Consider the following 17,561-nt stretch of genomic DNA (forward strand, 5'->3'; position numbering starts at 1 on the left):
AAGAGGACTATAATTTCACTTCTTTATCCTAAAACTTTTACTATTATTATCAAAAGTGATTAAATCTTGAGGAAATAAGGATTTAAAAACTCCTTTTGAAATTAAATTACTAGGTTGATCACAAACTACAGTTTCTTTTTGCATCACAATCATAGTGTCACATAATTGAATTGCTAAATCAATTTCGTGAGAAGAAAATAATATAGTTTTTCCAGTTTCTTTAGTTAATCGTTGAAGTAATTTTAATATGTATGCTTTATGATACATATCGAGATGAGTCGTTGGCTCATCTAAAACAATAACATCTGTATCTTGTGCAAGGGCACGTGCAATCATTACTTTTTGTAGCTGACCATCACTTAGCTCATAGCATCTTTTGTCTTTTAAGTCAATACTATTTACAAGCTCTAAAGCATTATTTACTATCGAAGTATCTTCTTCAGTTAGATGTCCTACCCAATTGGTATAAGGATGTCTACCTAGAGCAACAAGTTCAAATACTGAAAGGTTCTTAGATGATAATGATTCAGTTAATACGATACTGAGTTGTTTGGCTAATTCTAAGTTAGATAAAGACTTTAAATTTTTATCATTTAAAGTTATAGAACCAGATAAAGAAGATTGTACCTTAATAAGCGTTCTTAAAAGTGTGGATTTACCAATTCCATTAGCACCAACTAAACCAATTAATTGCCCTTTTTGTAATTCGAAATTTATGTTTGAAGCAATTAAAGTTTCTCTGTTCTTGGTTTTATATCCAATTGTGAGTTCTTCTGATTTTAGTATGATATGTGATGTTTCTTTCTGCATTTAAAACACCATTTTTCGTTGTCTTACTAATAACCAAATCACAACAGGTGCTCCAATCAATGCAGTTATTGCATTAATTGGCAAAGTATAATCACTAAAAGGCACTTGTGCAATTGAATCGCATATAAGCATTACAATAGCACCAAATAGAAAAACAGCTGCTAATAATACTTTATGGTTTGAGGTTTTAAAAATTTGCCGTGTTAAATGCGGAATAGCTAAACCTATAAATGCTATTGGTCCTGCAAATGCTGTGATCGTTCCTGCAATTAAGCTTGTTGCTAATATTATTATGAGTCGACTTTGTTTTAAATTTAAGCCTAAGCTTTTTGCATAGTTATCTCCAAGTAACAAACTATTTAAACTTTTTATAGATAAAATACTCAGTATAATTCCAGTAGCATAAATTCCAAAAAAAATTAATAATTCACTCCAAGAGAGATTACTCAAACTTCCAAAACCCCAAAATATATATTGTTGTAATTGTTCTGCAGAACTAAAGTAGGAGAGGACACTTACTACAGCAGCAGTAATACTACCAAACATTAATCCTATTATTAGAATTGCCATAGTGTCTCTAACTTTACTCGAAACTGCTAAAACAGTCAATAAAACTAAAAAACTACCTAAACTGGCTGCAATAACGATACTCCATTTAGAAATTAATGCAGTAGCAAAGAGACCTCCAAATAACCCTGAGCCTAAAATTACTAGAGCAACACCCAAACTAGCACCAGAGCTAATGCCTAAAACAAAAGGACCTGCCAATGGATTTTTAAAGAGTGTTTGCATTAGTAAACCCGAAATTCCTAAACCAGATCCAACTAAAATAGCAGTAATAGCTTTTGGCAATCTTACATTATTAATTATTATTTCCCATGTTGAATTTTCAATACTTCCAAAAAGACTACCAAAGACACTTTTTATAGGAATGTTTACTGAACCTAAACTTATATTAACAAAAAAGCATAGTAACAAAACGATTGCAAGAAATAGAAATTGAAGCCTATATGTTTTTTGATTATTCAATTAATTAAGGCGTTTAAAGAAATACGGTGTATAGTCTTCTAACAATTCAGGATGACATATTTTTATAATATCCTTTAAAACTAAATCTGGTCGTGCTGTACCTAATTCGTAATATAAAACTCCACCTGTTGCACCTGTAGTATTTGAAAAACTATAAATGTTTTTGTTTTTAAATGCTTCGAAGTTAGTGTATAACGAATTTACGTTTTCCAATTGCTCTAAACTACTATAATAAGATGGACTTAACCATAAATCTGCCTTTTTTGCTTTGTCTAAAACCACTTCAAAACTTAAGGCCAAACTACCATTCCCAGATGTGTCGCTCCATAAGTAATTCACATTAGCATCTTTTAAGAATTGCGCTTCTGAACTAGAACCATTTGGCATATACCAAATATCTTTGTGCATAGCTCCACTTAAAATTGTTGGTCTATTTTTTGCCTGTTTAGCAATTGATTCTGCTTTTAAATAATCTGTTTCAATTTGATTAAAAATAGAATCAGCTTCTTTTTCTTTATTAAAAAGCACACCAAAGAATTTTATCCATTCGGCTTTTGCTAAAGCAGAAGATTCTACCCAGTCTCCATTATATATTACTGGAAGACCTGCTTTTTTAATAGTTTCAAAAGTTTTGTTTACACCATCTACGCCAAAACCAATAACTACATCTGGATTGAGTTCTAATAACACCTCAGTATTAATACCTTCATTTTTTCCAAGTTCTCTTACTTTTCCATTATCGATACGTTTTCTAGTTTTTTCTGAAGAGATATAATCTGTACCAGGAAAACCAACCAATGTTTGCTCAACACCTAAGAGTTCTAATGCCGGAATGTGTGTAGTAGAGGTAACCACTATTTTTTTGATTACATCGGTAACTATACCAGTATAAAAATCTTTAGGGAAAGTCATTTTCGATGACATTTCTTCTGATGCGATTAGATATTTATATTCCTTCTCAGATTCTGGCCATGGCTTTAAAATTGTCAGCACTTTATAATTACCATTATCACTTACTGAAAACCCTTTAGCATATTTTAATGAAATATTCTCATCAAGCTTTGGAGGAAGTTGAACAGAAATACCATTGTCTTCTTTACAACTAGTAAATAGTATAGTACTAACTAAAAATAATATTATAACTTTTTTCAAAAAGAATAGATTTTAATTCAAAAGTAATATTATTTAAAGTTTTGAATGAATCATTAAACAAATTGTTTAGTTTTGCGCCGAAATTAGGTTTCATTCGTTTCACCGAATGGATTAAAAGGGAATCTGGTGAGAATCCAGAGCTGTTCCCGCAACTGTAAGCTATAAGGCTTGTTATTACCTTCAATGTCACTGGAATTTTATTCTGGGAAGACCAATAACAAGACGCAAGTCAGGAGACCTGCCAATTTCAACATAGAAGTCAAACTTTCGGGATAAAAGTTTACATGTAGTTTTCTATATGTTCTCGAACAATTAAAAATTTAAAATGAACAAGACAAAACTGTTTTGTAGCATATTTTTTACAGGTATGTTATCTGTTGGATTTGCGCAAAAGCAAACCGATTCTTTAGAAGTTGAAAAATTAGATGAAGTTGTAGTTACTGATTCTCGTTTTCAGCTAAAACGCGAAAATTCTGGTAAGGTAATTACCAAAATCACTTCAAAAGATTTAGAAAAATTACAAGGACAATCTATCGCAGAAATTATTGGTAGAACTGCTGGTGTAGAAGTAAATGGTGTAAGAAGTAATGCTGGACAAAATCTTAGTTATTTTGTGCGTGGTGGACGAAATCGCCAAGTCTTAATTATGATTGATGGAGTGCAAGTTACTGATCCATCACAAATCGCTAATGATTATGATTTACGTCTATTAAATGCAGATCAAGTAGAATCTATTGAGATTCTTAAGGGCGCGTCGAGTACGCTTTATGGCACAGGTGCAGCTACAGCAATAATTAATATTAAGCTTAAAGGAGCGACTAAAAAGGCGTTTAATTTAAATTTGAGAAGTTCACTAGGTACAAATCAATCCTCAGATGAGAATAACTATGCTATTGAAGATTTTAGGAATAGTGTGTCCTTAAATGGAAGCGTAGGTAAATTCAATTATTTTGCAAGTTTTGGACAGCAATTTACAGATGGTTTATCAGCAATTAAAGGAGGTTCAGAATCTGATGCTTTTAATAGTTACAATGGAAATTTAAGATTAGGTTATAGATTTAGTAATAGTTTTAAGTTGAATACTTATGCCAGCTTTGATAAATATAAAGCTGATTTTGATGATAGTTTTGGTATGCTAGATGCTGATAATGTTTCAAACTCAAAGCAATACCGAATTGGTATTTCACCAGAGTACAAGTATAATAAAGGAAGGATAACAATAAATGCAGCTTATAATGAAGTTGAACGCGATATAGAATCTAGTTTTCCTTCAATGTTTAATGCACAAAGTTTTATTGTTGATGCTTTTAATCGTTACAACTTTAGTGATAAATTTTATACTGTTTTGGGTGTAAACTTTCAAGATAATCAGATGGAAAGCTTTTCAATTCCTTTTGGTGAGTCTGATTTCAGTCAAGCTATAAATCCAGAAATGGCTCAATTTACAATAACTGATCCATATTCAAACCTTGTTTATGTTTCAGATTACGGTTTAAATATTAATGCTGGTTTACGTTTAAATAATCATAGCGAATATGGTAGTCATTTAGTATATAGTTTAAATCCATCGTATAAGGTAGATTTAGATTTTGGATATTTAAAGGGTCTAGCGAGTTATAGCACAGCGTTTATAACTCCATCTTTATTCCAATTATTTGAACCCTCTTATGGGAATACCGACTTAGAACCAGAAGAAAACCAGACTATAGAGGTTGGAGCAGAAGTTTCTATAAAAGATAAAGCGACTTTTAGCTTAGTTTACTTTAATAGAAACGAAGATAATTTTATTGATTTTGTAGATACTGGTGGTTTTGTATTCCAATATCAGAATATTGATGAATCTTTTACTGCAAGTGGTTTAGAATTTGTTGCACAGGCTAAACTTGCTAAAGCTTTGGATATTAATCTTAATGCCACTTATACATCTTTAGATGAAGATTTAAGCCTCAGAATCCCTGAAATTAAAGTAAATACGCGATTAGATTACCAAGTATGCGAATCTACATTAGTGAGTTTGTCTTATCAATACAATGATGAAAGAGAAGATGCAGTATTTAACAGTATGACATTTGAAAATGACGCTGTAACATTAAACTCTTATGGGTTACTTGATTTTTATATCAGTCATAAGATTTCAAATGGTAAAATGACATTATTTGCAAATGTTACTAATATCTTTAATGAAGAATACCAAGAGTTATTTGGTTTTTCAACTAGAGGTAGAGGAGTTAATCTAGGATTTAGCCTGAGCCTTTAAATATTATAATTTCCATTTTAAAAAAAGGTCACTTATTAAGGTGGCCTTTTTTATTCTTCAAACATTAATTCTTTGATTCTAGAGTTTAATTTTGGGGTTTTTACTTCTTCAAGCTTAGTATCATCGTTAAGATTAGATTGAGAAGATCTATCAGCGGATGTAATATCTGCAATTGCTGCCAATAAAAGTGGTTCTGAAATTTCTCCTAAGGTACCAAAAGTACTTGGTGTCTCAATTACCGTAATGTTTGGAGTCAAGCCATTTGCAGGCACAAGTTCATCATTAACATTGGTTGAATTAGCAATAAGAGGAATTAATGCGTAAGTATGATTAGAATTTACATTATTCCCACTAAAATCTGGCGAGTCAAAAAGAAGTCTATTGGCTTGTGTCTTACCTGCTGTGTTATCACCAATATGAATAACTTCAATATAAGACCTAAGACTGTTAATTAGTAATTCACTTGCAGATGCAGAGCTAGAAGTTGTTAAAACATAAACTTTACTTAAATTCAAGCTATTTATTGCTGAATTATCTTCTAATGCGTTTACGAAATTAAAATTCCTATTCTGAATTAGTTGGTTGTTATTGTAAAATAATTTTGAAAAGATTTGATCAGTAAACTGCCCTGTAACCATACTACCTAAATTAGCTGCAGTTTGTATTACACCTCCACCATTATACCTCAGGTCAATTACTAATTCGGAAACTCCAGCTGCACTAAATTGGCCAAAAGCATCATTTAAAGAACTATTAAAATTGCTGTTAAAACCATTATACATTAAATAACCAACACTAGTATTTGTGAGGTTTATAATCTTAGTAAGATGCACAGGATTTTCATTATAAGCAACTTTGGTTAAGTCTGTGCTTTGTCCATTTAGTGTTATAATATCATCTGCAGATTCTGGTGTACCATTATTGTCATAATCTGCAAAATTTAAAACATAAGAATTTTGACTTAGTAGACTATTAATGTTATCTGTAGTTAAATTAGTACCATCAACTGCTCTAAAGATTTGTCCGCGTAGTAAACCTAAGTCATCCGCAACGCTATTATTTAATACAAGGGAAATAGCTCCAAATACTTCCGTACTACTTCCAGGAACTAGATACAATCTAAATTCAATTCCGTTACTTAAAATAGTACCTTCTTGTTGATTTAGTATATCTAAATAATTTGGAACAATTGCACTAAACGGATCTGATGGTTCAAAAATTAAAGTTTCAAATAAGTCTTCAGGTGTAGCAAATCCCTCAATATAATCTGAGTATTCTTCGGTCTTTTCATATCTATTGTCTATACCATTAATACCAAATCTATCATTGGTTAGGTCGGGAACATTGTCATTTGCATTGTATAGATAATACGCATTCATAGCTTTCCAAACAAAATCATTAATGTCTGCACCAGCGATAGCATTATCATCTAAATCTTCAAAACAACTTGTTAGAGTTAAAGCTACTAATGAAGTTAGTAGTAGAGCTTTAATGTTTTTCATAATTTCTTTTTCTTTTATAAATAGCAATCTTTTATTTCTGTTAGTAAAACTCTAAATTTACTTACAATATTGCGAAGAAAAAAAACTTTGTAACAAAAAGTAAAGTGTATCGTCGTAATAATGAAGGCGAATAAATATCGACTTTACCAATCAACCAGAAGTAATGAGGCAAGCAGATTTTGTAAGCTTAGTAATGCCATTTAAGGACAAAGTATTTCGTTTAGCCAAACGATTACTAGTTTCTCGTGAAGAAGCGGAAGATGCTACACAAGAGATTCTCTTAAAATTATGGAAGAATAAGCAGAAGATTGTTGAATATAAAAATGTAGAAGCGTTTTCAATGACAATGACTAAGAATTTTTGTTTAGATCGTTTAAAATCGAAACAAGCTCAGAATTTAAAAATTGTTCATAGTAATTATACGAATAACGATTCGTCATTACAACAACAAGTAGAAGCTAGAGATAGTATGGACTGGGTGTCTAGAATTATGGAAGACTTACCAGAGCAACAAAAAATAATAGTGCAGCTAAGAGATATAGAGCAATATGATTTTGCCGAAATTTCTAAAATGCTAGACATGAATGAAACTGCAATACGAGTTGCATTATCTAGAGCACGAAAAACAATAAGAGAAAAATTAACTAATACACATAGATATGGTATTAAATAATATAGAAGAATTATTAGAAAAGTATAACAATGCTGAAACTTCACTAAAGGAAGAAGCGCAATTAAAAGCGTATTTCGCAAGTGATGGTGTAGCTACTCATTTAGAGCATTATAAACCAATGTTTCAATACTTTTCTTTATCTCAACAAGAGCAGTATACCAAAGACGTTCCATTAAACACTAAGAAAACAAAATTGTACCAATGGATTTCTGTCGCAGCTGTAGCCGTTCTAATGCTTGGTATTTTTATTCCTAACTGGCAAGGTGAAGGCAGAACATTTGCTAGCCTTAGTCAACAAGAACAAGAAGCTTACACTAAAACAATGGAAGCTTTTAAACTTGTTTCAATTGGAATGAATGAAGGCAAGCAACAACTTAATTCACTGGCTATGGTCTCTGATAATTTAAATCAAGGGATTGAAGAGGCAAGTAGATTAAGTGAATTTTCAAAAACAACAAATAAAATTTTTAAAAACAAGTAACACGCAAAAATTAAGAAAACATGAAAAAAGTAATTGTAATAATCGCACTAATTGTAGCACCAATGTTATCAGGAGCTCAAAGTATATTCGACAAGTTCGAAGATATGCCAGAAGTAGCTTCAGTTATAGTAAATCAGAAAATGTTTAGTATGATAGCTAGTATTGATGTAGATATGGATGACCCAGAAGCACAAGAGTACATGAATATGGTAAAGAAAATCACTGGACTTAAAGTTTTTACAACTGGAGACGATAAAGTGTCAGCAGACATGAAAGCTACTGTAACAAAGTATTTAAAATCATCTGACCTAGAAGAATTAATGAGAATTAAGGATGGTGACCAAACGGTAAAGTTTTACGTAAAAGAAGGAAAAGACGAAAATCACGTTAAAGAATTATTAATGTATGTAAGTGGACTTAAGGAAATGACTAAAGGACAAAACATTGAAATTAATGGTAAAAAACGTGAATTTGAAACTGTTTTATTATCGTTAACAGGTGATATTGATTTAAGACAAGTATCTAAAATCACAAACCAGATGGATATTCCAGGTGGAGAGCAGTTAAAGAAAGCTGGAGAAAAGAAAAACTAGTAACAATGATAGAATCAATCAAAAAATCAATGGTAATGTTCCTTTTGGTTACGGCTTTTACAAGTTGTAACCAAGGGGCAACGTTGCAAACGTATTATGTAGATAACGAATTAAAACCAGGTTTTGCTTCGTTTGATGTGCCAGCAAGTTTTGTAGATGTTGATGGTATTGAAATGACAGATCAACAACGAGAAGCTTATGAGTCTGTAGATAAATTAAACGTATTAACTTATATCGAAGAGAATACTGATGCAGATGAATATAAAGTAGAATTAGAGAAAGTAAAAGTTATTATAAAGAATCCTAAGTACGAAGAATTAATGCGAGGAGGAAATTCAACAGATGGAAAATTCGTGGTGAAGTTTTTAGGTGAAGTAGATAATATAGATGAACTTATTGTTTTTGGCAATGCTACAGATAAGGGCTTTATGATTGCAAGAATTTTAGGTGATGATATGAATGCTGGAAAATTAATGTCTTTACAATCGGTTTTGAAAGATGCAAAATTTGAAGACACTAATCTTAATGGCTTAACAGACTTTTTTAAATAAACTTATTTAAATAAAACTGACAAATTATTTAAATGTTAATGAGAATCGCTTTGAATTTTATCTTCAAGGCGATTTTTTTTTGTATAATTTTTTAAAGCAAAATTTACAGCGACAAATACTAGTAATATAAAAGAAGAAAACAAGAGTGCTTTAATAATAAAATAGTCTAAAACTCCCAATAATCCACCAATAAAGAAACCCAGTGTAATTGCAACTACAAATAGTAGCGCTATTGAATTTTTATTTAAAGAGAATAGTTGCATCTGCTATAATTTTATATACCTGTATAATTACTTGGCGTAATTGCTTTCAATTCTAATTTAATCGTATTAGAAACCTCTAATGTATCAATAAAATTTGAAATAGAACTCTGAGTAATAGCAGTATTGGTTCTTGTAAGCCCTTTTAGTGCCTCATAAGGATTAGGATAACTTTCTCGCCTTAAAACGGTTTGAATAGCTTCAGCAACAACTGCCCAGTTATTTTCTAGGTCTTGCAAAAACTTAGCTTCGTTCAATAATAATTTACCTAAACCTTTAACTGTAGATTTAAAAGCAATAATAGTATGGCCAAATGGTACACCAACATTTCGTAAAACTGTACTATCAGTAAGATCTCGTTGTAATCTAGATACTGGTAGTTTAGCAGATAAGTGCTCAAAAATAGCGTTGGCAATACCTAAATTTCCTTCACTATTTTCAAAATCAATTGGATTTACTTTGTGTGGCATAGCTGAACTACCTACCTCACCAGCTTTAATTTTTTGTTTAAAATAGTCCATAGATACATAAGTCCATATATCTCTATCTAAATCTAAAATAATAGTGTTGATTCGTTTTATGGCATCAAATAAAGCAGCCATATGATCATAATGTTCTATTTGAGTTGTCGGGAATGAATGCTGTAAGCCTAATTTTTCTTGTACAAATTGTGTTCCAAAAGCTTTCCAGTCTATATTAGGATAAGCCACCTTATGTGCATTAAAATTACCAGTAGCACCACCAAATTTTGCAGCACTAGGTACATCGTTTAGTAAATTAAATTGCTCTTTTAATCGAACAACAAATACATCTAATTCTTTTCCTAAACGTGTTGGTGAAGCTGGTTGACCATGTGTTCTTGCTAACATAGGTATATCTGCCCAATCTGATGCTAGTTGCTCTATCTTTTCTAATAAGTTGAAATATTCTGGTACATAGACAGCATTCATAGCTTCCTTAATACTTAAAGGAATTGCTGTGTTATTAATATCTTGAGATGTTAAACCAAAATGGATAAACTCTTTGTAATCCGATAAATCTAAAGCGTCAAATTTTTCTTTTATATAGTACTCAACAGCTTTTACATCATGATTGGTGATCTTTTCAATTTCTTTAATAGCTGAAGCATCTACTGAAGTGAAATTCTTGTAGATGTATCTTAAATCTTCAAACACCGAACTAGAAATTGATTCTAGCTGAGGTAACGGTTGCTCACACAAGGCAATAAAGTATTCTATCTCTACTAAAACACGATATTTAATCAATGCTTCTTCAGAAAAATAATTACCTAAAGCTTCTACTTTAGATCTGTATCTGCCATCTATTGGTGAAATTGCGCTAAGTGCTGAGAGTGCCATTTATGTTGAGATTTTTGAAGCATCAAAGATAGGGAAGTAAGTTAAAATTTACGAGTTATAAGTTGAGAGTTTTACAAAGTTTTTAACCTTTATATCAACGCTTTATTTTCTTCAAAATATGTCGTGCTCTCGCTTTAAAACCAGAACTCTGCATCTGAAAATCGCGTTCTAAAATAATGGCTAATTCTGGGTGAATCCAATCATATTCGGTGCCTAATAGATATAAGCTATTCATACTATATGCCTTAGGAGCTATTTTTTCGTCATTAATCATCCAATCAAAACAGGCTTCTATCATATGTTCTTTATGAACAGGTGTTAAAGCTTGTTTAATTTTGGATGCTTCTTTTCCGTAATAGACTTTTGTTAAAAGCTCGCATATTTTTGCTACTGGTCTTACTGCAGGATCTAAGTGAACTTTAGACATATTTTCAGTAAACGTATCTAAATAAGGAATAATAGCTTCTAGAGTGTTACTACACATAAACTCAAAAACCCAAGCGGCTCTGCAAGACACTTTATCATCAACCTCAAAAAGAATCTCTAACAATGGATGTATTAATTTAGGATTATCAATTACCATATTAGCATAGAATAGCCGCTTTTCACTAGAGTGATTTACGTTTCCTAATTCTTTATAAAGTTCTGTTTTAGTCAATAGAAATTGATTAATTTTAGACTTCTAAATTAATCAAAAATGAAGATTTTAAAAAAACTTGGACTATTACTTTTGGTCGTTTTTCTAATTGCTCAATTCTTTGGACCAGAAAAGAATGATGGTGCTATTGCTACTGTTGATGCTTTTTTTGCAGATACTAATCCACCAGAAGATGTAAAAATGATTTTAAAAACTGCTTGTATAGATTGTCATAGTGATAGTACGCGTTATCCTTGGTATAATTCAATTACACCAGTTAACTATTGGTTAGCAGATCATATAGATCATGGTAAAGGCCATTTTAATGTTTCTAAATGGAATGACTATTCTGATAAGAAAAAAGATCATAAGCTAGATGAACTCATAGAAATGGTTGAGGTTAAAGAAATGCCCTTACCAAGTTATACATGGACGCATGGTGATGCTAATTTATCTCAAGAGCAAATCGATGCTGTTACCTCATGGGCAAAAACCGTGAGGCTTAAATATGCGTTTTTAAAGGAGCCACAATAGGTGAATATAAAACTTTTAATTATTGGTTTTGTTTGGCCAGAACCTAAAAGCTCTGCTGCTGGTAGTAGAATGCTTCAGTTAATAGAACAATTTCAAAATCAAGGTTATGAGATTACGTTTGTTTCAGCTGCCAAGACATCAGATAATACATTTGATTTATCTGAAATAGGTGTAACAACTAAAAATATTCTCCTGAACGATTCGTCTTTTGATGAATTTGTTTCTCAATTAAAACCAAATATTGTTTTGTTTGACCGATTTATGACGGAAGAACAATATGGTTGGCGAGTGGCTGAGAGATGCTCTAATGCATTACGTATTTTAGATACCGAAGATTTTCATGGACTCAGAAAGGCTAGGGAAATGGCTTTAAAAGAAAATGTTGAGGTTTCTGTAGAACATTTACAAAATGATATTACTAAACGCGAGATAGCAAGTATCTATCGTTGTGACTTAAGCCTAATAATTTCTGAAGCTGAAATAGAGATTCTAATTACACAGTTTAAAATAGATAAACGTTTATTCTATTACTTACCCTTTTTGTTAGGACCTATTTCTAAAGCTGAAGTTGAACAATTACCAAGTTTTGAAGACAGACAACACTTTATTACCATTGGTAACTTTTTACATGCACCTAACTACGACGCGGTTTTATATCTAAAGCAATTCATTTGGCCATTAATACGGCAACAATTACCAAATGCAGAAATGCATATATATGGTGCATACGAATCTCAGAAAATATCTCAGTTAAATAATACCAAAGAAGGTTTTTTAATTAAAGGTTTTGCTGAAGATGTTAATGGGGTAATGCAAAACGCAAAAGTTTGTTTAGTGCCTTTACGTTTTGGTGCAGGACTAAAAGGTAAGTTAGTTGATGCTATGCAAAATGGTACACCTTGTATAATGTCTAATATTGCTGCTGAAGGTATGTTTGGTGCGCTACAGCCGAATGGGTTTGTTGAAGATATTCCTGAAAATTTTGCCAATAAAGCTGTTGAGCTTTACATGAATTCCAAAATTTGGAAGCAAAAAAAAGATCTTGGTTTTAAGGTTTTAAAAAAGCATTTTATTAAAACTGATTTTGAAGATGATTTTTCTAATATGATTAAAGAACTCGCAAATAATTTAATAGAACATCGCCAAAATAACTTTATTGGTAGTTTATTGCAACATCAAACACTTCAAAGTGTTAAGTATATGAGTAAGTGGATTGAGGAGAAAAATAGATGAATTTTAAATTTCGTTTTTGTATCTGTAATTAGTCTTGTTGCCACGAGACTAAAATGCTTAAAATATAAGAACCAAATATTCATCAGCAAGGACTTTTAGAAAGGAGTTTTAAACGCAATTGTGTAGATGGTTTTTTCCAAAATAAATAAAAAACAGAGAAATATTTAAGTTTGTACAAAGTTTTGCATATTTAAATTTCCGCATGTTTTAGGCTTCAATACTTTATCAAAATTCTTTTGTAAATTTAAGGATGATAATTATAAAGTGATTAAAACCCAATTGTGTTATAAGATTACTCATTTTTTTACAAAACAAATATTAGAGTATTTATATGTTTTTTGGATTAATAAATATCAATCAGATAATGAAAATTGGAAATCTTCTCATCAGTCAATATGATGGCGGACAAAATCGACCTGTCATATTAGATGTAAAAAGAACTTTTCCTAAGCTATCCATAATTGAACAAAGTTTTGATACTGTTAATGACGAATTTGAAAATGTTAATAAGCATTTCGAAATCCCGGCTTATCATGAAGTAGAACAAAGGCAGTATGTCATTTCTGGTAAAGTTAACCCTAATTTAAAATGGAAGGTATTTCTATTATATTATTCTGGGGAAACGCCAGAACTTGCCAAAGAATTATGTCCTAAGACTTGCGCCCTATTAAAAAGAATTCCCAATATCTATAAAGCCTTTTTTTCTGTCTTAGAAGCTGGGAAGTCCATACCTGCACATAATGGTCCATATAGAGGTTATTTGAGATATCATTTAGGACTTAAAGTACCTAAAGTTTCACCTCCTTGTATTAGAATAAAAGACGAAATTTATCATTGGAAAGAGAGAGAAAGTATACTATTTGACGACACTTGGGAGCATGAAGTGATGAATAAATCGAATCAAGAAAGAGTGGTGTTAATTATTGATCTTTTACGTCCGTTACCATTAATACCAAATCAGGTAAATAGATTTATTGCTAATTTTCTATTAAAAAAAGTGCGGATAAAAAAAGTACTTCATGATGTTAAAAAACTAAACCTAATTGGGAAAAAGACTAAGTGATTTTTTGTGTTTAACTAGTTAGAATCTTTTTTATCATTGATTGAGCAAACCAGATCATCAATATGATTTTAGAGTAAAATTATACACCCACTTTTTAAATAATATTACACTGAGATATAGTTTTAGTGGCTTAACCTTCAACTTCTGTTTATATTGTAATGTAGGCTTATTAAAATACTCACTTATACTATAATACTTATCAATGTCTTTGTCTTTTAAATATTCATAACTTTTATAGCGTAAATATGGGGCTAAACTTCTTCCTCTATGAGCTTCAAATGTATAGGTACTATGTACGTAACCTTCTGAAGGTTTTATTTCAAAATTTATGCCTCTAAATGAAAAGGCTTGATGCTTTATAAAAGAATAAGCTGAGATTTCCTCACCATTCTTAAAACCTAAACAGGTATCACCATTTTTAAGATCATTCATTAAATCTTTATGGTCAATTCCTATGACATTTTTTTTAATAAATGTTATTTCCTTTTCACCGAAAATGGATAATTGATATTTTAATTCATCACCTCTAATTTTAGGAGGTTCAATTTCTATATAACCTATTTCCCAATAATATGGCATAAAATCAAATCCAATTTTCCCTAATTTGTTGCGTATACCATACCAAAACAGTCCGTTCTTAATAATATTAGAAATCCAACTAATTTTATAGTATAAGTCTTTTCTACTTGCTTCCATTTGGGTTTATTAATATATAATGTGAATAAATATTATAAATCCTATTTTTAATAATGCAAATTGTTATGCTTAGGTTCGTAGGATATAAATGGGTTAAAATGTTTTATATCCGATGTTAAACGAAGTTAGTTGAAAAATTTTATAGAGTCAAGTTTTTGTAAATTCATTTGCATAATATTAAAATGTAAAGTATGTTTGACATATAGTAAAAAAAACTTTACTTAATATAAAATATATTTGTCAATTATGAATAAGAAAAATTTTGTAGAATGTGAGCGTAATCGCTTACAGAAATTGTTAGATTTTAGATTGCCAACGTCGTTTAAGTGGTTAGGTGTGTTTTTATTAGTTACAGCTTTTGTTCTGTTTTTTATAAGAAAGCAATTCCCTGAGCATACTGAATTAATTAGAGGCATTGGACGAACAATCTTTATAATTGGTTTATTGTGTATGTCTTTAGCCAGAGATAAAGAAGAGGATGAAATGACAATAGCTCTTAGAGCACAATCTTATACTATCGCTTTTATTGTTGGAGTGTTCTATGCTATAATTATGCCTTATGTGGAATTTGGTGTTTCTAATATTGTGAATTCTGGGGGTGAAGCTTATAAAGAGTTGGGTGATTTTCAACTATTAAGTTTTATGTTATTAATACAGTTAGGTTTTTACCATACTTTAAAGCGCAGCAGATAATGGATAATACTATAAAAGTAGAGCGCGCTATTTTAAGATTAACACAAGATGATTTGGCAAAGAAAATAGGTGTTTCTCGTCAAACGATAAACTCTATAGAAGTGAATCGTTATGTGCCTTCAACTGTATTAGCATTAAAACTTTCTGATCTTTTTGGTAAGCCTGTAAATGACTTTTTTAAATTAAGTACAGATGATTAGTTTAGTAATAATTCTAGTGCATATTATTTTAGTTCTACTATAAGTTCTTTCAAGCCTTCAGTGGCTGATTTAGCAATAACAGTAACTTTATCAGTATTACTAATTGCAGGTTTAGGGTCTATGTAATAAATAGGTGTATCTGGTTGTACATAATTAATTAAACTTGCGGCAGGATAGACTTGCATACTCGTACCTATTATAACAAGAATATCTGCTGCATAACATATTTTAATTGCAGTATCTATCATTGGGACATCTTCACCAAACCAAACAATGTGTGGTCTTAGTTGATATCCCTTTTCGCAAATATCACCTAGGTTAATGTCTTCTTCCCAAACTTTAATATCATTTTGATTACCTGTGCTTCGTATTTTTCTAAGCTCTCCATGTAGGTGCACAACATCACTACAACCAGCACGTTCGTGTAAATCATCTACATTTTGAGTTATTATAGTGACTTTAAAATCATGCTCTAATGTTGCTAAATCTTTATGTGCTTGGTTCGGTTCAACTTCTTTAAGTTGTCGACGTCGTTGGTTATAGAAATCTAAAACCAATTCGGGATTGTGTCTAAAACCTTCAGGTGAAGCGACTTCCATGACATCATGACCTTCCCATAGTCCATTTGCATCTCTAAAAGTTTTTATACCACTTTCAGCACTCATACCTGCTCCAGTTAATACGACGATGTGTTTTTTCATATTCTAAAAGTATAATTTTTCTAATAGATCAACAGTTTTTCTTGTTCATAATGTTTCAATTTCATTTTACTTATTTTTGAGTTATGCCAGACTTAAAACTTCTAGAATATTTAGAAACCTATCTTACAGATCATAGGAGAGCTCGCTTTGAAAATGTTTTAACACAACGTACCAAACATTTTACAGTTGCAACAGAAGATGTCTACCAGTTACACAATACAAGCGCAGTAATGAGGTCTTGTGATGTTTTTGGCATACAGGAAGTCAATATCGTTGAAGAAGTCAACTCTAAAAGTATTGATAGAGAAATTGCAATGGGAGCGCAAAAGTGGGTAGATTTAAACCGTTATCATACGACTAAATCTTGTATTGAGGATTTAAAAACAAATGGCTATCAGATTGTAGCAACGACTCCACATGGAGAAGATTGTGATTTAATAGATTTTGATATTTCTAAAAAATCGAGCTTCTTTTTTGGAAGAGAAACCGAAGGCTTATCACAGCAGGTAATAAATAATGCGGATTGTTTTTTAAAAATCCCTATGGTCGGTTTTACAGAGAGTTTAAATATTTCTGTATCTGCTGCAATTATTCTTCAGTATGTTACAGCGCAGTTAAGAAAGTCTGATATTAAATGGCAACTCACAGAAGAGGAACGCATAGAAAAGCGGTTTGATTGGATTAAAAAGACTATAAAAAATTATGATGATATAGTAGAGCATTATAAATCTAAAACTTAATTTTTTGTAAATTTATAAGACTAAATAATAGACTATGGTAGGATGGTTCGAAATTCCGGTAAGCGATATGGATCGTGCAAAACAATTTTATGAAACTGTTTTTAAAGTTGAAATTAAAGTTTAAGATTTTGGAGGCACTTTAATGGGATGGCTTCCTAATAATAAAGGAGTTTAAGGAGCAACAGGAAGTTTAGTAAAACAAGAATCTTACGTTCTTAGTGAAGAAGGTACTTTAGTGTATTTTATGTCTAATGATGTTCAAGTTGAATTAGATCGAGTTGTTGATGCTGGAGGAAAAATTTATCAAGAAAAAACTAAAATTTCAGAAGAACATGGTTGTATGGGAGTATTTATAGATTCTGAAGGAAATAGAGTAGCCCTACATTCTAATGCTTAAG

At 31.1% G+C, this 17,561-nt stretch carries 22 protein-coding genes and 1 riboswitch; of the genes, 13 read left to right on the forward strand and 9 right to left on the reverse strand.

Features of this window, described 5'->3' with window-relative positions; translation table 11 throughout:
• Positions 1 to 15: 15 nt before the first annotated feature.
• From WPG_RS12680 to WPG_RS12690, 3 genes are read right to left on the reverse strand one after another with little or no spacing between them, the layout of a single operon-like run.
• Positions 16 to 810, reverse strand: a complete 795-nt coding sequence (locus WPG_RS12680; protein ID WP_045473286.1) for an ABC transporter ATP-binding protein — start codon at positions 808 to 810, stop codon at positions 16 to 18.
• Entirely contained in the window at positions 811 to 1,839 is a 1,029-nt protein-coding gene (locus tag WPG_RS12685; protein ID WP_045473289.1) for a FecCD family ABC transporter permease, read from the reverse strand.
• The gene (locus WPG_RS12690; protein WP_045473291.1) at positions 1,840 to 2,991 is read right to left on the reverse strand and encodes an ABC transporter substrate-binding protein; all 1,152 of its coding nucleotides are present in this window, start codon (positions 2,989 to 2,991) and stop codon (positions 1,840 to 1,842) included.
• A 68-nt stretch (positions 2,992 to 3,059) separates the two neighbouring features.
• Positions 3,060 to 3,252, forward strand: a riboswitch (cobalamin riboswitch).
• 64 nt (positions 3,253 to 3,316) lie between these two features.
• Between WPG_RS12690 and WPG_RS12695 the strand changes: the two genes are divergently transcribed.
• On the forward strand, positions 3,317 to 5,248 hold the full coding sequence (locus WPG_RS12695; RefSeq protein WP_045473294.1) for a TonB-dependent receptor plug domain-containing protein: 1,932 nt from the start codon (positions 3,317 to 3,319) through the stop codon (positions 5,246 to 5,248).
• A 50-nt stretch (positions 5,249 to 5,298) separates the two neighbouring features.
• On the opposite strand, the gene WPG_RS12700 is transcribed toward WPG_RS12695, so the two are convergent.
• Positions 5,299 to 6,750 (reverse strand): S41 family peptidase, encoded by a 1,452-nt coding sequence (locus tag WPG_RS12700; protein WP_084221647.1) that lies wholly within the window; start codon positions 6,748 to 6,750, stop codon positions 5,299 to 5,301.
• Positions 6,751 to 6,913: 163 nt separating this feature from the next.
• Between WPG_RS12700 and WPG_RS12705 the strand changes: the two genes are divergently transcribed.
• Genes WPG_RS12705 through WPG_RS12720 form a run of 4 tightly spaced genes read left to right on the forward strand, consistent with a single transcriptional unit; the run spans position 6,914 to position 9,048 of the window.
• Positions 6,914 to 7,423, forward strand: a complete 510-nt coding sequence (locus WPG_RS12705) for an RNA polymerase sigma factor (RefSeq protein ID WP_045473297.1) — start codon at positions 6,914 to 6,916, stop codon at positions 7,421 to 7,423.
• Complete coding sequence (locus WPG_RS12710) at positions 7,410 to 7,904, forward strand: hypothetical protein (RefSeq protein ID WP_045473300.1); 495 nt, start codon at positions 7,410 to 7,412, stop codon at positions 7,902 to 7,904. Before WPG_RS12705 ends, WPG_RS12710 begins: the two co-directional genes overlap by 14 nt.
• A 20-nt stretch (positions 7,905 to 7,924) precedes the next feature.
• The gene (locus tag WPG_RS12715; protein WP_045473303.1) at positions 7,925 to 8,497 is read left to right on the forward strand and encodes a DUF4252 domain-containing protein; all 573 of its coding nucleotides are present in this window, start codon (positions 7,925 to 7,927) and stop codon (positions 8,495 to 8,497) included.
• 5 nt (positions 8,498 to 8,502) lie between these two features.
• Positions 8,503 to 9,048, forward strand: a complete 546-nt coding sequence (locus tag WPG_RS12720; protein ID WP_045473305.1) for a DUF4252 domain-containing protein — start codon at positions 8,503 to 8,505, stop codon at positions 9,046 to 9,048.
• Positions 9,049 to 9,083: 35 nt separating this feature from the next.
• On the opposite strand, the gene WPG_RS12725 is transcribed toward WPG_RS12720, so the two are convergent.
• The 3 genes from WPG_RS12725 to WPG_RS12735 form a co-directional block, all read right to left on the reverse strand.
• Positions 9,084 to 9,311 (reverse strand): hypothetical protein, encoded by a 228-nt coding sequence (locus WPG_RS12725; protein WP_045473308.1) that lies wholly within the window; start codon positions 9,309 to 9,311, stop codon positions 9,084 to 9,086.
• A gap of 11 nt (positions 9,312 to 9,322) precedes the next feature.
• Positions 9,323 to 10,666 carry an adenylosuccinate lyase gene (purB, locus tag WPG_RS12730; RefSeq protein ID WP_045473311.1) on the reverse strand — a complete coding sequence of 448 codons (1,344 nt, stop codon included), beginning with the start codon at positions 10,664 to 10,666 and terminating at the stop codon, positions 9,323 to 9,325.
• A gap of 94 nt (positions 10,667 to 10,760) precedes the next feature.
• A complete protein-coding gene (locus WPG_RS12735) occupies positions 10,761 to 11,324 on the reverse strand; it encodes a hypothetical protein (protein WP_045473314.1) in 564 nt (187 codons plus the stop codon).
• A 39-nt stretch (positions 11,325 to 11,363) separates the two neighbouring features.
• Here WPG_RS12735 and WPG_RS12740 point away from each other — a divergent pair, with 39 nt between their 5' ends.
• From WPG_RS12740 to WPG_RS12750, 3 genes are all read left to right on the forward strand, one after another.
• Positions 11,364 to 11,837, forward strand: a complete 474-nt coding sequence (locus WPG_RS12740; protein WP_045473318.1) for a heme-binding domain-containing protein — start codon at positions 11,364 to 11,366, stop codon at positions 11,835 to 11,837.
• Entirely contained in the window at positions 11,838 to 13,070 is a 1,233-nt protein-coding gene (locus WPG_RS12745; RefSeq protein WP_045473321.1) for a glycosyltransferase, read from the forward strand.
• Positions 13,071 to 13,434: 364 nt separating this feature from the next.
• On the forward strand, positions 13,435 to 14,133 hold the full coding sequence (locus WPG_RS12750; RefSeq protein WP_045475573.1) for an aspartyl/asparaginyl beta-hydroxylase domain-containing protein: 699 nt from the start codon (positions 13,435 to 13,437) through the stop codon (positions 14,131 to 14,133).
• Between the two features lie 57 nt (positions 14,134 to 14,190).
• Here WPG_RS12750 and WPG_RS12755 read toward each other — a convergent pair whose 3' ends face one another.
• Positions 14,191 to 14,829, reverse strand: a complete 639-nt coding sequence (locus tag WPG_RS12755) for a hypothetical protein (protein WP_045473324.1) — start codon at positions 14,827 to 14,829, stop codon at positions 14,191 to 14,193.
• Positions 14,830 to 15,075: 246 nt separating this feature from the next.
• On the opposite strand from WPG_RS12755, the gene WPG_RS12760 reads away from it, so the two are divergent.
• Positions 15,076 to 15,522: a hypothetical protein gene (locus WPG_RS12760; RefSeq protein WP_045473327.1), complete on the forward strand. Its 447-nt coding sequence runs from the start codon at positions 15,076 to 15,078 to the stop codon at positions 15,520 to 15,522.
• The gene (locus WPG_RS12765; protein ID WP_045473331.1) at positions 15,522 to 15,722 is read left to right on the forward strand and encodes a helix-turn-helix transcriptional regulator; all 201 of its coding nucleotides are present in this window, start codon (positions 15,522 to 15,524) and stop codon (positions 15,720 to 15,722) included. Before WPG_RS12760 ends, WPG_RS12765 begins: the two co-directional genes overlap by 1 nt.
• Positions 15,723 to 15,745: 23 nt before the next feature.
• Here WPG_RS12765 and WPG_RS12770 read toward each other — a convergent pair whose 3' ends face one another.
• A complete protein-coding gene (locus tag WPG_RS12770) occupies positions 15,746 to 16,423 on the reverse strand; it encodes an SIR2 family NAD-dependent protein deacylase (RefSeq protein WP_045473333.1) in 678 nt (225 codons plus the stop codon).
• 83 nt (positions 16,424 to 16,506) lie between these two features.
• Here WPG_RS12770 and WPG_RS12775 point away from each other — a divergent pair, with 83 nt between their 5' ends.
• From WPG_RS12775 to WPG_RS18900, 3 genes are all read left to right on the forward strand, one after another.
• Entirely contained in the window at positions 16,507 to 17,163 is a 657-nt protein-coding gene (locus tag WPG_RS12775) for a TrmH family RNA methyltransferase (RefSeq protein WP_045473337.1), read from the forward strand.
• A gap of 34 nt (positions 17,164 to 17,197) precedes the next feature.
• Positions 17,198 to 17,287 carry a VOC family protein gene (locus WPG_RS19000; RefSeq protein WP_410529691.1) on the forward strand — a complete coding sequence of 30 codons (90 nt, stop codon included), beginning with the start codon at positions 17,198 to 17,200 and terminating at the stop codon, positions 17,285 to 17,287.
• 120 nt (positions 17,288 to 17,407) lie between these two features.
• On the forward strand, positions 17,408 to 17,560 hold the full coding sequence (locus tag WPG_RS18900; RefSeq protein WP_316929945.1) for a VOC family protein: 153 nt from the start codon (positions 17,408 to 17,410) through the stop codon (positions 17,558 to 17,560).
• The last annotated feature ends 1 nt before the right edge of the window (position 17,561 follow it).

This window comes from Winogradskyella sp. PG-2 (assembly GCF_000828715.1).
Lineage (GTDB): Bacteria > Bacteroidota > Bacteroidia > Flavobacteriales > Flavobacteriaceae > Winogradskyella.

Bases quoted from the DNA above. Each gene is read 5' to 3' on its own strand.
- WPG_RS12705 (WP_045473297.1), top strand. From the start codon at position 6,914: ATGAGGCAAGCAGATTTTGTAAGCTTAGTAATGCCATTTAAGGACAAA.
- WPG_RS12700 (WP_084221647.1), bottom strand. From the start codon at position 6,750: ATGAAAAACATTAAAGCTCTACTACTAACTTCATTAGTAGCTTTAACT.
- WPG_RS12680 (WP_045473286.1), bottom strand. From the start codon at position 810: ATGCAGAAAGAAACATCACATATCATACTAAAATCAGAAGAACTCACA.
- WPG_RS19000 (WP_410529691.1), top strand. From the start codon at position 17,198: ATGGTAGGATGGTTCGAAATTCCGGTAAGCGATATGGATCGTGCAAAA.
- WPG_RS12725 (WP_045473308.1), bottom strand. From the start codon at position 9,311: ATGCAACTATTCTCTTTAAATAAAAATTCAATAGCGCTACTATTTGTA.
- WPG_RS12720 (WP_045473305.1), top strand. From the start codon at position 8,503: ATGATAGAATCAATCAAAAAATCAATGGTAATGTTCCTTTTGGTTACG.
- WPG_RS18900 (WP_316929945.1), top strand. From the start codon at position 17,408: ATGTCTAATGATGTTCAAGTTGAATTAGATCGAGTTGTTGATGCTGGA.
- WPG_RS12715 (WP_045473303.1), top strand. From the start codon at position 7,925: ATGAAAAAAGTAATTGTAATAATCGCACTAATTGTAGCACCAATGTTA.
- WPG_RS12750 (WP_045475573.1), top strand. From the start codon at position 13,435: ATGAAAATTGGAAATCTTCTCATCAGTCAATATGATGGCGGACAAAAT.
- purB (WP_045473311.1), bottom strand. From the start codon at position 10,666: ATGGCACTCTCAGCACTTAGCGCAATTTCACCAATAGATGGCAGATAC.
- WPG_RS12740 (WP_045473318.1), top strand. From the start codon at position 11,364: ATGAAGATTTTAAAAAAACTTGGACTATTACTTTTGGTCGTTTTTCTA.
- WPG_RS12710 (WP_045473300.1), top strand. From the start codon at position 7,410: ATGGTATTAAATAATATAGAAGAATTATTAGAAAAGTATAACAATGCT.
- WPG_RS12760 (WP_045473327.1), top strand. From the start codon at position 15,076: ATGAATAAGAAAAATTTTGTAGAATGTGAGCGTAATCGCTTACAGAAA.
- WPG_RS12755 (WP_045473324.1), bottom strand. From the start codon at position 14,829: ATGGAAGCAAGTAGAAAAGACTTATACTATAAAATTAGTTGGATTTCT.
- WPG_RS12775 (WP_045473337.1), top strand. From the start codon at position 16,507: ATGCCAGACTTAAAACTTCTAGAATATTTAGAAACCTATCTTACAGAT.
- WPG_RS12770 (WP_045473333.1), bottom strand. From the start codon at position 16,423: ATGAAAAAACACATCGTCGTATTAACTGGAGCAGGTATGAGTGCTGAA.
- WPG_RS12695 (WP_045473294.1), top strand. From the start codon at position 3,317: ATGAACAAGACAAAACTGTTTTGTAGCATATTTTTTACAGGTATGTTA.
- WPG_RS12765 (WP_045473331.1), top strand. From the start codon at position 15,522: ATGGATAATACTATAAAAGTAGAGCGCGCTATTTTAAGATTAACACAA.